This is a genomic window from Rhizobium rosettiformans, from assembly GCF_016806065.1.
GTDB lineage: Bacteria > Pseudomonadota > Alphaproteobacteria > Rhizobiales > Rhizobiaceae > Allorhizobium.
On sequence record NZ_CP032405.1, the window covers coordinates 1639209 to 1651902 of the forward strand.

The 12694-nt window shown below is 61.7% G+C and carries 14 protein-coding genes; 8 read left to right on the plus strand and 6 right to left on the minus strand.

Going from position 1 to position 12694, the window contains the following annotated elements; all coding sequences use genetic code 11:
* Positions 1–3: 3 nt before the first annotated feature.
* Positions 4–681: a GntR family transcriptional regulator gene (locus tag D4A92_RS07745; protein WP_203019110.1), complete on the minus strand. Its 678-nt coding sequence runs from the start codon at positions 679–681 to the stop codon at positions 4–6.
* A gap of 206 nt (positions 682–887) precedes the next feature.
* Here D4A92_RS07745 and dctP point away from each other — a divergent pair, with 206 nt between their 5' ends.
* From dctP to D4A92_RS07765, 4 genes are all read left to right on the plus strand, one after another.
* The gene (gene dctP / locus D4A92_RS07750) at positions 888–1898 is read left to right on the plus strand and encodes a TRAP transporter substrate-binding protein DctP (protein ID WP_203019111.1); all 1011 of its coding nucleotides are present in this window, start codon (positions 888–890) and stop codon (positions 1896–1898) included.
* 78 nt (positions 1899–1976) lie between these two features.
* Entirely contained in the window at positions 1977–2540 is a 564-nt protein-coding gene (locus tag D4A92_RS07755; RefSeq protein WP_203019112.1) for a TRAP transporter small permease, read from the plus strand.
* Positions 2537–3832 (plus strand): TRAP transporter large permease, encoded by a 1296-nt coding sequence (locus D4A92_RS07760; protein WP_203019113.1) that lies wholly within the window; start codon positions 2537–2539, stop codon positions 3830–3832. The genes D4A92_RS07755 and D4A92_RS07760 overlap by 4 nt, the downstream gene beginning before the upstream one ends.
* A 33-nt stretch (positions 3833–3865) precedes the next feature.
* Entirely contained in the window at positions 3866–4795 is a 930-nt protein-coding gene (locus tag D4A92_RS07765; protein ID WP_203019114.1) for a dihydrodipicolinate synthase family protein, read from the plus strand.
* Between the two features lie 17 nt (positions 4796–4812).
* Here the strand turns inward: D4A92_RS07765 and hydA are convergent, their stop codons facing one another.
* The 5 genes from hydA to D4A92_RS07790 all read right to left on the minus strand — a co-directional run bounded on the left by hydA (position 4813) and on the right by D4A92_RS07790 (position 9824).
* A complete protein-coding gene (gene hydA / locus D4A92_RS07770) occupies positions 4813–6222 on the minus strand; it encodes a dihydropyrimidinase (RefSeq protein ID WP_203019115.1) in 1410 nt (469 codons plus the stop codon).
* Positions 6223–6247: 25 nt separating this feature from the next.
* On the minus strand, positions 6248–7519 hold the full coding sequence (locus D4A92_RS07775) for a cysteine desulfurase-like protein (protein WP_203019116.1): 1272 nt from the start codon (positions 7517–7519) through the stop codon (positions 6248–6250).
* Between the two features lie 28 nt (positions 7520–7547).
* Positions 7548–8297, minus strand: coding sequence for an amino acid ABC transporter ATP-binding protein (locus D4A92_RS07780; RefSeq protein WP_203019117.1), 750 nt, complete (start codon positions 8295–8297; stop codon positions 7548–7550).
* On the minus strand, positions 8297–8968 hold the full coding sequence (locus D4A92_RS07785; RefSeq protein ID WP_203019118.1) for an amino acid ABC transporter permease: 672 nt from the start codon (positions 8966–8968) through the stop codon (positions 8297–8299). The genes D4A92_RS07780 and D4A92_RS07785 overlap by 1 nt, the downstream gene beginning before the upstream one ends.
* A 61-nt stretch (positions 8969–9029) precedes the next feature.
* On the minus strand, positions 9030–9824 hold the full coding sequence (locus D4A92_RS07790) for an ABC transporter substrate-binding protein (protein ID WP_203019119.1): 795 nt from the start codon (positions 9822–9824) through the stop codon (positions 9030–9032).
* Between the two features lie 154 nt (positions 9825–9978).
* Here D4A92_RS07790 and D4A92_RS07795 point away from each other — a divergent pair, with 154 nt between their 5' ends.
* The 4 genes from D4A92_RS07795 (at position 9979) to D4A92_RS07810 (ending at position 12632) form a co-directional block, all read left to right on the plus strand.
* A complete protein-coding gene (locus D4A92_RS07795; protein WP_203019121.1) occupies positions 9979–10677 on the plus strand; it encodes a FadR/GntR family transcriptional regulator in 699 nt (232 codons plus the stop codon).
* Between the two features lie 148 nt (positions 10678–10825).
* Positions 10826–11128: a hypothetical protein gene (locus D4A92_RS07800; protein WP_203019123.1), complete on the plus strand. Its 303-nt coding sequence runs from the start codon at positions 10826–10828 to the stop codon at positions 11126–11128.
* Between the two features lie 41 nt (positions 11129–11169).
* Complete coding sequence (locus D4A92_RS07805; RefSeq protein ID WP_203019124.1) at positions 11170–11379, plus strand: DUF2945 domain-containing protein; 210 nt, start codon at positions 11170–11172, stop codon at positions 11377–11379.
* A gap of 95 nt (positions 11380–11474) precedes the next feature.
* Entirely contained in the window at positions 11475–12632 is a 1158-nt protein-coding gene (locus D4A92_RS07810; protein WP_006725133.1) for an osmoprotectant NAGGN system M42 family peptidase, read from the plus strand.
* The last annotated feature ends 62 nt before the right edge of the window (positions 12633–12694 follow it).

Consider the following 12694-nt stretch of genomic DNA (forward strand, 5'->3'; position numbering starts at 1 on the left):
CGTTCAGTTCGCCACCGTGCCACCGAGCGCGATCGTCAGCGACTGGTCGATGTGACGCGACAGAGCCGCGGCAGCCTGCTCGGCAGACCCCTCCATCAGCGGGTTGAGGAAGGCCAGATGCTCGGAGATAACCCGTTTGGCATTGTCCCGGGTCACGCGCACTCTGGTTTGCGCGGTCATCCGGATCTTGATCGCCGTGACACGGTAGACATTGGAGATCAGGCTGTTCTCCATGACATCGACCATGTCGGCATGCATCTGCCAGTCATACACCTGCAAGTCGCGCAGGAAGGCCGGAAGATCGGTGATGTCGTCGCCGCTGAGCCGCTCGCGCGCCTGGATGTGCCAGTCGAGCCAGTTCGCGATCACGGCACGGTCGAGGCGCTGGATCATGTCCGGGATGGCGCTGAGTTCGATGATGCGGCGCATCTGATACGCTTCCCGCACGAAGGTCACATCGAGGCTGGGCACCATCAGCCCGCGTTGCGGCAGCGTCTGCAAAAGGCCTTCAGCCTCGAGCCGCGGGATGGCTTCGCGGATGGCGCTGAGCGTCAGACCCGTCGTCTCGACCAGCGCGCGCTGGGAGATGACCTGGCCCGGCTTCAGCCGGCCCCAATTCAGAAGTTCTTCAATTCGACTATAGGCGAGCTGCCTGAGGGAGCTTTCACCTGTCGTCGACATAACTGCCTGCCGGGCGCTCGGTTTGTCTCTCATGGGGTCACACTGTCGTTGTTCGGGATTGATAACAGCACACTAACATGTTAGTTCGATATCAGTAAGGTAGGATCTCTGCCAGCAGCGCGTTTTCACAGGTTTGGAGGACCGGAAGCGTGCTGGGGCGGAAAAACAACCAGAAGTTCCATAGTCAAACGGGAGGAGACTACGCAATGAAACTCACACTGACCCGCCGCTTCCTGATGGCATCCGCCATCACCTTCACGGCACTCGCAGCAAGCGGTCCGCTCGCAATCGCACAGGACAAGCCAGTGATCCGCATGTCCACACCGGCCTCCGAAACCGATCAGCGATCCGTTGCGCTCGCAACCGTCTTCGGCCCCGCGATCGCCGAATTCGCCACCTATCAGCCGCACTACAACGCCTCTCTGGTTCCGCAGGGCTCGGAACTCGAGGCCATTGCATCCGGCGACCTCGAAATGTCGATCACCTCCGCACAGGAACTCGCAAACTTCCTGCCGGAATTCTCGATCTTCGCCACTGGTTATGTTCACCGCAGCGCCCAGCATCAGGTCAACGTGTTCAGCGACCCGCTGATGGATCCGTTCAAGGAGAAGGTCGAGAGCGAACTCGGCGTGAAGCTCCTCGCCGTCATGTATCTCGGCAAGCGCCACGTGAACCTGCGCTTCCCGCGCTCTGAAAAGAACATCATGACCCCGGCAGATCTAGCTGGCGTCAACCTGCGCATGCCCGGCAGCGACGCCTGGCAGTTCCTCGGCCGCGCGCTCGGTGCAAACCCGACGCCGGTCGCCTTCACCGAAATCTACACCGGCCTGCAGACAGGCTCGGTGGACGGTCAGGACAATCCGCTGCCGACGGTTGTCGATGCGAAGTTCTACGAAGTCACCAAGCAGGTGAGCCTCACCGCCCACCTCGTCGACCTGAACTACGTCGCATTCTCCAAGGCCGTATGGGACAAGCTGACGCCGGAACAGCAGTCGACCGTGCAGAAGGCGGCCGAAGATGCAGCCCAGGCCGGCCGTGAAGGCCAGCTGAAGAAGGAAGACGAACTCGTCGCCTTCCTCAAGGATCAGGGTCTCGAGGTCTACGAGCCCGATCTCAACGCCTTCCGCACCCATGTCCAGGCACAGTATGTCGGTTCCGACTTCGCCAAGGCCTGGCCGGAAGGTGTTCTCGACAAGATCAACGCCATCGCTGACTGAGCGCGATCTGGCCTGAACCGGGCCGGGGAGCGATCTCCGGCCCATCGTCGAACATGATGTCCTGTCGAAGGTGATGGTGTGTCTTCTCTAACCAGACTGTTTCGGACCTCGGCGGAGGCCGTGGCTGCCGCGCTGATGGCCGCCATGTTTGCGACCTTCATCCTGCAGGTCCTCGTTCGCTACACGGCGCGCCTGCCCTGGGTCGCCGAGAACATGCCCTTTCTCCAACCGACCAACTTCGGCTGGACGCTGGAATTCTGCCTCGCGCTCTGGGTCTGGCTGATCTTCTGGGGCAACAGCTTCGTCGTCAGGGTTGAGGATCACGTCACCTTCGACGTCCTCTATGTTTCCGTGTCCCCGCGCATCCGCCGGATCTTCACCGTCGTTACTGGCCTTGCCGTCGCCATCGCACTGCTTCTGTCCATCGCGCCCACCTGGGATCGCCTCGCCATCCTTCGCCTGAAGAAGACAGCTACCCTCGGCGATCTCTTCGGCGACTGGATCCGGATGCGGGATGTCTACATGATCTATATCGTCTTCCTCGTCGCCGTCGCCGGCCGCTATCTCTGGCAGGTCTGGCAGGCATTGCGCGAGAGCCTCAGCGGCACGGGTGACACCGGACATACGGGAGGCCAGGCATGAGCATCGCCTTCCTCCTTTGCATCGTTATTTTGCTCGGCCTCGCCGTGATGGGCACGCCCATTGCCTATGCGATCCTCGTCGCCTCCTTCGCCTATCTTGCCGCCAGCGGTCAGAGTATCGGCATCAGCGGCAAGATCCTGCTGGATGGCCTCTATCAGAGCTTCATTCTGCTCGCCGTGCCGCTGTTCATCATCGCGGCCAACATCATGAATGCCGGCTCGGTCTCAGACCGTCTGCTGCAGTTCTGCGTCGCCCTGGTAGGCCGCTTCCGCGGCGGCCTTGGCCATGTCAACATCCTCTCTTCCCTGGTCTTTTCCGGCATGTCCGGTTCGGCCATCGCCGATGCCGCCGGCATCGGCAAGATGATCATCGACATGATGGTGAAGTCCGGTCACTACACGCGCGGCTATGCCGCCGCGATCACGGCCGCATCCGCCACCATCGGCCCGATCATCCCGCCGTCGATCCCGATGGTGCTCTATGCCCTCGTGTCCAACACCTCCATCGGCTTCCTCTTCCTCGGCGGCATCGTCCCCGGCCTGATGATGGGGGCCATGCTGATGGCCATGAATGCCTGGATTTCGCACCGGCGCGGCTTTGCCAAGCATGAACCCGTGCCGCTGCGGGAATTCCCGGCCCTAACGATCAATGCCGGCCCTGCATTGATGATGCCGGCGATTCTGCTCTACGGCATCTATGGCGGCGTCACGACACCGACTGAGGCAGCAGCAGTGGCAGCCTTCTATGCGCTGATCCTGGCGACGATCTTCTACAGGTCGCTCAGCTTCAAGCATTTCTACGAGATCCTGGTCACCAGCGCCCGCTCGTCCGCTGCCGTCGGCCTGATCATCGGCGGCGCGCTCATCCTGAACTACATCGTCGCCTCGGAAAACATTCCGACCGTCGTCGCCAATGCCCTGGTCGATCTCGATGTGCATCCGCTGGTCTTCCTGCTCGGTATCAACCTGCTGCTGCTCGTGCTCGGCTGTTTTCTGGATGCCTCCACGATCATCCTGGTCATCATTCCCTTGTTCATCCCGACATGCCGGGCGCTTGGCATCGACCTCGTGCATTTCGGTGTGGTGGCCGTGGTCAACTGCATGATCGGCCTGATCACCCCGCCCTACGGCATCCTGCTCTTCGTCATCAATGCCGTGACGCGCATACCGCTCGCAGAAATCATCCGAGAGATCTGGCTCTTCCTGGCGGCCCTTATGGTTGCCCTGCTGCTGCTGATCCTCATTCCCGACATCACCCTGATGCTGCCGCGTGCCCTCGGTTATGCCGGCTGATCGCAACTGCCCCTGTTTCGAGGACCCGCTTCAATGACGCATAACTTTCATGGGATCGTCCCGGTGATGATCACTCCCTTCGATGATAACGACCGGATCGACTGGGATGGCTATGCCAGGCTGATCGAATGGTACATCGACAATGGCTGCCATGGCCTGTTCGCCGTGTGCCAGTCCTCGGAAATGCTGTTTCTGACGCTCGAGGAGCGAACCGAGCTCGCCTCCTTCACCGTCAAACAGGTCAAGGGTCGCGTCCCGGTCGTCGCGTCCGGACATATTTCCGAGAGCATGGACGACCAGAAGGCAGAGCTTCGGGCCATGGCGGAAACGGGTGTCGATGCCGTCGTGCTCGTGACCAACCGCCTTGCGTCTGCCGAAGAGGATGCGACCGTCTTCCGCTCTAGGATGCAGGACCTGCTCGGCGCGATCCCCGCCGACATGACATTGGGGCTCTATGAGTGCCCCGCACCGTATCGCCGATTGCTGACCGATGATGAGGTCCGCTGGTGCGCCGAGAGCGGCCGCTTCGCCTTCCTGAAGGACGTGTCTTGCGACCTCGATCACATCCGCCGCCGGTTGGCTCTGGTCGAAAACACGCCGCTTGCGATCAACAATGCCAATGCAGCGATCGCCTGGCCCTTCCTTCAGGCCGGCGGCCACGGCTTTTCCGGCGTGATGAACAACTTCCACCCGGATCTCTATCGTTGGCTCTACGACCACGGCAAAGCCCATCCGGAACTGGCCGCGGAACTGGACACCTTCCTCGTCCTATCGGCGATGTCAGAGAGCCTCGGCTATCCCAAGCTGGCCAAGCATTTCCACCGCCGCATCGGCACGTTCGCGAATGTTCACAGCCGCGCCGTGCCACATGACATCACGGAGCGCCACTGGGCCGTGGAAACCATTCTGGATCATATCGTGACGGGTGCAGACCGCTTCCGTTCGAAAATCGCGCGAGCCTGAACCGGTTCTAGCCCAACTTAGGCCGGTGCGGTGCTCAAGGCCGATCGTTTGCGACTGAGGTAACGTCCCTCTGCCGCACGAACGATGGATCCCTGATCCATCACGGTCTTGCCGCGGACCAGCAGGCGCACCGGCCACCCCGTCACCGCAAGCCCTTCATAGGGCGTGTAGTCTGCTCCGTGCTGCAGCATCTCATTGGTCAGGGTGAGCTGCTTTCTTGGGTCCCAAAGCGCGATGTCGGCATCTGAGCCGATCGCGATCGTGCCCTTCTGCGGATACATGCCGTAGAGCTTGGCGTGGTTGGTCGACGTTACCGCGACGAAGCGGTTGATATTGATCCGCCCCTTCATCACCCCTTCGGAAAACAGAATGGGAAGCCGAGTTGCCACGCCCGGTATTCCGTTCGGGATCCAGCGGAAATGCCGCTTGCCCTTCTCGTTCAACTTGCCCTCCGGATCATCGAAACGGAAGGGGCAGTGATCGGACGAGAAGAGGTCGAAGACGCCCTGTTCGAGACCCTCCCAGCAGGCATCCTGGCTCGGCTTGTCGCGCGGCGGCGGCGAGCAGACGAATTTTGCGCCGTCCAGACCTTCGAGATCGAGATCATCCGCCGTCAGCATCAGATATTGCGGGCAGGTCTCGCCGGCGATCTTCTGTCCGCGCTGGCGGGCGCGGCGGATTTCCTCCATCGCCTCGCGGTTCGAGACATGGACGATGACGATCGGCACGTCGACGATTTCGGCGAGCGACAGGGCCCGGTGGGTCGCCTCGCGCTCGGCCGCCACCGGGCGGGTGGTGGCGTGGTATTTCGGGGCGAATTTGCCCTCTTCCTCGTGCCGGCCGATCAGGTAGCGGATCGCATCCTCGTTTTCACAGTGGACCATGACCAGCGCGCCGGTGCGACGTGCGGTATCGAGCGTGGCTAGAATTTCATCGTCACGCAGGCGCAGGCCCTCATAGGTCATGAAGACTTTGAGCGAGGTGTAGCCAGCCTCGACAAGCGCCGGCAGTTCCTGGCCGAGAACTTCCACCGTCGGATCGGTCACGACGAGGTGGAAGGACACGTCGATATGACATTTCCCCTCGGCTTTGCCGTGATAGACCTTGAGCGCCTCGCGCAGTGACTGACCCTTTTCCTGCATGCAGAAGGCGAGCACGCTGCTGTTGCCGCCGATCGCAGCCGATCGCGTGCCGCTGTCGAAATCGTCGGCCATGACGATGCCCTCGCCGGAGGGCTGGTCGAGATGCACGTGGCTGTCGATCCCGCCCGGCAGGACGAAGAGCCCCGTTGCATCGATGACCTCGTCTGCATCCCTCAGATCGGTTGCCAGCGCCACGATCCGACCATCCTTGATGCCGACATCGCTGACGAAGCTGTCGCTTGCGGTCACCACCGTTCCGTTGCGGATCACCGTGTCGAAATGCATGGGGCTCGTCCTTCTCTGTTGCGGTTCAGCTCGCCTTGGCGAGCCCGGCCTGTCCGGCCAGGATCCGGTCAAGCGCTGCCGTGAAACGGTCCACTTCCTCCAGGGTGTTGTAATGCACCATCGAGACGCGCAGCATGCCGCCATGATCCGTCAGGCCGAGATATTCGGCGAGCCGGCGCGAATGAAAATCGCCGAAGCGCATCGCGATCTTTTCTGCGTCCATCGCCCTGCACATCTCGCCGGCCTCGCGACCGTCGAAACGGAAGGCGATGGTCGGCACCCGACGGCTCTCGTGATTGGCAGACTGGCCGACGATCATGCAGTCGTTGCGGGAGCGCAGATAGGTGAGCAGGCGTTCGGTAAGCGCGTCTTCCTGCGCCGTGATAGCTTCATAGGCGGCCTCGATCTTCTGGCGCACGCTGCCGGTTTCCCCGGCCTGTACGCCAAGGCTCACGAGGTAGTCGACGATACCGCATGTGGAATAGGCGAGCTCGTAGTTGGGGTTGCCCGGCTCCAGCTTGCCCGGCACTTTATCCTTGCCGTAAAAGTAGTGGTAGAGCGGGTCGAGCTCGAGAAGCAGGTCGTATTTGCCATACATCAGCGCGTAATGCGGACCATAGGTCTTGTAGAGGCTGAAGACATAGTAATCGACGTCGAAGGCCTGCACGTCGACAGCGCGGTGAGGGGCATAAGCGACGGCATCGACGCAGATCTTGGCGCCGCGGGCATGCACGAAATCGGCGATCTCGCGGATCGGGTTGATCGAGCCCAGCAGGTTCGAGCAATGGGTGACGCAGACGAGTTTCGTGCGCTCGGTCATCAGCGGTGCGAGATCGGCGAGATCCAGCGTCAGCGTCTCCTTGTTCAGAGGCCAGATCTTCAGCACCACGCCGCGCTCCTGCAGCCGGTCCCAGGGGCCGATATTGGATTCGTGGTCCGCAATCGTGATGATGATCTCGTCGCCTGCCGATAGCTGGCTATGCATCGCGCGTGCGAGGTTCTGCAACAGCGCTGTGGTGGAATTGCCGAAGACGATCTCTTCCGGCTGGCCGGCATTGACCAGATGCATGGCCGCCGTGCGGGCCTCGTAGAGCGCGGCGGCTGCCGCCTGCGAGACCTCGTAGGAGCCGCCGATCTGCACGTTTTTCTCGAAGAGGAAGGTGTTGATGCGCTCGACCGCACCTTTGAGGATCTGCGAGCCGCCCGCATTGTCGAAGAAGGTCCAGCCGCGGGCAAGGCCCGGGAACTGGCTGCGGACATAGTCGAGATCGAGCGTCCTGGGGGATGGGGTTGCCATGGCGGGGTGTCCTCCGGTCTTTTTTTGTTCAGTGGTTGAGGACTGCGCGCAGGAAGCCGCGCGTCCGTTCATGCTGTGGGGCGTCGAAGATATCCTTGGGCGCTCCGCTTTCCACGAGGCGGCCGCCATCCATGAAGATCACCCGATCGGCCACCTGGCGGGCAAAGCCCATCTCGTGTGTCACCACGATCATGGTGACGCCGGAGCCTGCAAGCTTGCGCATCACGTCGAGCACCTCGCCGACCATTTCCGGGTCGAGCGCCGATGTCGGCTCGTCGAAGAGCAGCACTCTTGGCTCCATGGCGAGCGCTCTGGCAATCGCCACGCGCTGCTGCTGGCCACCGGACAACTGCCCGGGAAACTTGTCCGCCTGCTCCGAGATGCCGACCCGCGCCAGAAGCTCGCCTGCCTTGCGCGCGGCCCCCGCCTCCGACGTGCCGCGCACCCGCATCGGTGCCAGCATGACATTCTTGAGGACGGTCATGTGCGGGAAGAGGTTGAAGGACTGGAAGACCATGCCGACTTCCGCCCGCACCTTGGCAAGCGCCGGGCCGGGTTCGACGCGGATGCCGTCGACGGTGATCCGGCTTTCCGGCGCAAAGGCCTCCAGATGATTGATGCAGCGGATCAGCGTAGACTTGCCCGAGCCCGAGGGGCCGATGACACAAACCACTTCGCCTTCGGCGATATCGAGGTCGATGCCGTGCAGAACCGTGAAGGTGCCATAGGCTTTCGTGAGCCCGCGGATGGAAATGAGCGGGGCTGTGGGTCCGGTCATCAGCGTTTCCCCCGGCTGAAATGTTTCTCGAGACGCGAGACGATGGCAACCATCGGCCAGAGCAGGGCGATATAGATGAGAGCCGCCCCGATCAGTGGCGTCGGATTGGCCGAGAGCGCCTGCGCCTGAGTCGCCTGCTTCAGGAGATCCGGCATGGCAACGACCGAAGCCAGAGCCGTATCCTTCATCACGTTGATGCAGTTGTTGGTGAGCGGCGGGATGACGATCCGGATGGCCTGGGGCAGGATCACGTCGATCATCGTGTGACGATTGGAAAGACCGAGTGCGGCCGATGCCTCGAACTGGCCATGCGGGATTGCCTCGATACCGGCGCGGAAGATCTCGGCAGTATAGGCGGCAGACACCAGCGACAGCGCCGTGACCGCCGACAGAAAGGGCGACAGCCGGATGCCGACGAAGGGCAGCGCGTAATAGACGACGATCAGCAGGACCAGAAGCGGGATCGAGCGGAAGATGTCGATGTAGACGCGGATCAAAAGCTTGAAGAAATTCGGTGCGTAAAGGCGGGCGACGGCGAGAAACAGTCCGCCGGCAAGGCCGACCAGAATGCTGGTCACGCCGATCTGCAGGGTCACCACCAGACCCCAGAGGAGGGCCGGCAGGCTGTCCGCGAGGACCTGCAGATTGAAGAAGGTATTCAGAAGTGTCATGCCGCATCGGCTCCCTTGGTGAACCGGCGGAACGTATCCGTCCCGCCGGATGCATCACAGGTTACTTGCCCTTGGGCATGTCGAGTACGGTGACCGTCGAAGTCGTGTCCTCGGCCTTGGCGCCGAACCAGGTCTCGTGCAACTGGGCGATGAAGCCTTCCTGCTTGAGCGTGGTGATCACGGCATTGACTTCCGTTGCGAGCGGATCGTCCTTGTTGAACATAATCGAGTATTTCTCGCCGGTCGGGATGCGCTCGACCACCTTCAATTCCGGCTTGTCCTTGACGTAATAAAGAAGCGCCGGGATGTCGGAGATATAGCCATCGATGCGACCGGCAACCAGATCGAGCATCGCGGGCTGCAGGCCCTCGAAGCGGCGGATTTCGCCGAGTTTATATTCGCCCTTGTTGGCCTCGGACCACATGTCACCGGTCGAGCCGGTGTCGACGCCGACGACCTTCTCGCCCATGTCCTTCAGACCGGTGATGCCGGAGGCGGCGGTCACGGTGAGCGACTGGTCGCTGTCATAATAGGGCTGAGCGAAGGACACCGATTCCAGGCGCTTTTCGGTGATGGTGATCGACGAGATCGCCATGTTGATGCGGCCCGACTGCACGGCCGGGAAGAGGCCGTTGAACGGCGTGTTGACGAATTCGACCGTCTTGCCGAGGCGTTTGGCAATCTCGTTGACGAGGTCGACTTCAAAGCCGGTGACCTTGCCGCTGGCATCTTCGAATTCCCACGGTACATTGCCGATATTGGCGCCGACGGTCAGATCGGCTGCATGCGCGGACGTACCGAGTGCGGCAAGCAGGCCTGCGAAGATGGATGCTTTAAAGGTGCTTGAACGTGTCATGAGAGTTCCCCTTGTTTTTTGAACATGACTCAATCTACATTGGTCTAACTGGTCAGACCAGTCAGGCCAAACAAGCATGCGGCTTTCCGCTTGGCAAGGGGATGCCGAAAAAAATAGATTGCGCTGAGAAGCACGCCGCCGGGGAAGGGACCGCATGTTCAACAAGACGCTCGTGCCGCAATCGGTGGCACGCGAGATCCAGGGCATGATCCAGTCCGGGCAGTTAAAGCCCGGCGAAAAGATCCCCTCGCAGCGGGAGTTTTCCCAAAAGTTTGGCATCAGCCGCGCCTCACTGCGAGAAGCCCTGCTGACGCTGGAAACACTCGGTCTGTTGAAGACGGAGGCGGGCAGGGGCACCTTCGTCGCAAGTCCTGCCACGCCAGCCTCCGCTGCCACCGGTCACATGGCCCCCTGGCGCTATTCCGACAGCCATTCGGTCTTCGATGTCTTCCAGACCCGCATCCTGCTGGAAGGCGAGATCGCCCGCCTGGCGGCCGGCCGCCTCACACAGCTGCAGCTCGACAAGATGGAGCAGGCGACGCGCACCATGGAAGAGTGCTGGGCCAATCAGGATCTGCTGGCCAATGTCGAGGCTGACCTCGAATTTCACGGGCTCATCGTCTCCGCCTGCTCGAACGCCATGCTGAAGGCCCTCTACCAGACCGTCCGCGATCTGGTGACGGAAACGCAGCGCCAGCCGATCCCGATCACCGATCCCGAACGCATGCGGGAATCCATTGCGGAACACCGCAGGATCATCCTTGCCCTGCGCTCCAACGACGGCGCGCGCGCCAAGCTCGAGATGGAAATTCATATTCGCAACACTGCGCGTTGCGCCGGCCTCGAGCCGTAGGCGGCCAGCCAGTTCTATCCCGAGCCGACCCGCCCGGTGGGAACCTGTCGGATCCCTTTCCCGTTCATCGCCCAGACGGCAATTGGTGCGCACATTCCGAAGGATTGAGCGGCGCCGTGCTGTCCTGCCCCGACCGAGGAAGGACCCCATGACCGACACCTTCAAGCCGACGGCCGCCATGGCGGATGAAGCAGCCCGTGGTCTGGAACTGCGCGAGAAGTTCAAGCGCGGCGGAACCGCAGTCGGCGTTGCCCGCGCACGGGACCTGAAAAACCGGCGCAACCTGAGCGAAGACACGCTCAAGCGCATGAAAAGCTATTTCGCCCGCCACAAGGTCGACAAGCGCGCCAAGAATTTCGGCGATAATGAAAACCCGTCTGCGGGTTACATTGCCTGGCTCCTGTGGGGCGGTGATGCCGGGCGCGACTGGGTGAAGGACAAGGTCACCTGAAATTGACGCAGGCCGAAGCCAACAGGACCAGGGAGAACCGCATGACAAAGACTTTTCACAAGGGCGACAAGGTCGAATGGAAGACCAACCAGGGCAAGACCGAAGGCAAGGTGGTGAAGAAGCAGACCAGCCCGACGAAGATCAAGGATCACCCGGTCAAGGCGTCCAAATCCGCTCCGCAATACATCGTCGAAAGCGCAAAGACCGGCAAACGCGCCGCGCACAAACCGGATGCGCTTCACAAGGCTTGATCGAAGCCGGGGGACGCCCAAGCGGACGGCAATGTTCGGGATTGGGCAGGGACGCTGGTGTTGACCCATTGTCCAAGGACTGCGACAAGGCTCGAATGCATACACCGATCGATATTGACCCGGATTATCTCAGGTCTCGGCTGAAGGCATTGCTCGCCATTCCGAGCCCTACAGGCTTCACCGATGAGGCCGTCCGGCACACCGCCCGCGAACTGGAACGTCTTGGACTTGAGGTCAAGCTGACCCGCAGAGGGGCGATCCGCGCCCGTCGACCGGGAGCGGCCGACAGGCCTGCCCGTGGCATCGTCTCCCACCTCGACACCCTCGGCGCCCAGGTGAAAGCGCTGAAAGACAACGGACGTCTGGAGCTTGTCTCCATCGGCCATTGGTCGGCCCGCTTTGCCGAGGGCGCCCGCGCCTCGATCTTTTCGACCAAGGGCATTTACCGTGGCTCCATCCTGCCATTGAAGGCATCCGGGCATACCTTCAACGACGAGGTCGACACGCAGCCGACAGGCTGGCGGCATATCGAAATGCGCATCGACGCTCTGGCGCGTGACCGCAAGGACATCGTGCAGCTGGGCATCGATATCGGTGACATCGTTGCGATCGACCCGCAGCCGGAGTTTCTCGACAACGGCTTCATCGTCTCGCGTCATCTCGACGACAAGGCCGGTGTCGCCATCATGCTGGCAGCACTCGAGGCGATGCAGCGGCAGGAAATCGAGACACCGGTCGATACCTATTGGCTGTTCACCATCGGCGAAGAAGTCGGCGTCGGCGCCTCCGCCGCGCTTGTGCCGGAGATCGCCTCCCTGGTTGCTATCGACAATGGCACCACAGCACCCGGTCAGGCTTCCGACGAATTCGGCGTGACACTTGCCATGGCCGACCAGACTGGCCCCTTCGACTATCATTTGTCCAAGAAGCTCTTCGAACTCTGCGGCGAACATGGCATTCGCGTCCAGAAGGACGTCTTCCGCTACTATCGCTCCGATGCCGCCTCGGCAGTGGAGGCCGGCCATGACGTGCGCACGGCGCTTCTGGCCTTCGGCGTCGATGCCTCCCATGGCTACGAGCGCATCCATCTTCATGCCCTGATCTCGGTCGCCAAGCTGGTGGTCCATTACGCGGCCAGCGAAGTGCAGATCGAGCGCGATTCCGAAGAGGTTTCCGGTCTGCGCGGCTTCACGCGTCAGAAGGTGGCGCCGGCCGAGCAGGTGCTTCGAGCAAACGAACCCGACGAACCATAATTCCGGCACGTCGAGCCATCTGCCCGCGTCGCGGATCGCCGCAGTTGGAGCCGCATTTGAGG

Bases quoted from the DNA above. Each gene is read 5' to 3' on its own strand.
- D4A92_RS07760 (WP_203019113.1), top strand. From the start codon at position 2,537: ATGAGCATCGCCTTCCTCCTTTGCATCGTTATTTTGCTCGGCCTCGCC.
- D4A92_RS07800 (WP_203019123.1), top strand. From the start codon at position 10,826: ATGACCGACACCTTCAAGCCGACGGCCGCCATGGCGGATGAAGCAGCC.
- D4A92_RS07790 (WP_203019119.1), bottom strand. From the start codon at position 9,824: ATGACACGTTCAAGCACCTTTAAAGCATCCATCTTCGCAGGCCTGCTT.
- D4A92_RS07765 (WP_203019114.1), top strand. From the start codon at position 3,866: ATGACGCATAACTTTCATGGGATCGTCCCGGTGATGATCACTCCCTTC.
- dctP (WP_203019111.1), top strand. From the start codon at position 888: ATGAAACTCACACTGACCCGCCGCTTCCTGATGGCATCCGCCATCACC.
- D4A92_RS07780 (WP_203019117.1), bottom strand. From the start codon at position 8,297: ATGACCGGACCCACAGCCCCGCTCATTTCCATCCGCGGGCTCACGAAA.
- D4A92_RS07810 (WP_006725133.1), top strand. From the start codon at position 11,475: ATGCATACACCGATCGATATTGACCCGGATTATCTCAGGTCTCGGCTG.
- hydA (WP_203019115.1), bottom strand. From the start codon at position 6,222: ATGCATTTCGACACGGTGATCCGCAACGGAACGGTGGTGACCGCAAGC.
- D4A92_RS07745 (WP_203019110.1), bottom strand. From the start codon at position 681: ATGTCGACGACAGGTGAAAGCTCCCTCAGGCAGCTCGCCTATAGTCGA.
- D4A92_RS07805 (WP_203019124.1), top strand. From the start codon at position 11,170: ATGACAAAGACTTTTCACAAGGGCGACAAGGTCGAATGGAAGACCAAC.
- D4A92_RS07785 (WP_203019118.1), bottom strand. From the start codon at position 8,968: ATGACACTTCTGAATACCTTCTTCAATCTGCAGGTCCTCGCGGACAGC.
- D4A92_RS07795 (WP_203019121.1), top strand. From the start codon at position 9,979: ATGTTCAACAAGACGCTCGTGCCGCAATCGGTGGCACGCGAGATCCAG.
- D4A92_RS07775 (WP_203019116.1), bottom strand. From the start codon at position 7,519: ATGGCAACCCCATCCCCCAGGACGCTCGATCTCGACTATGTCCGCAGC.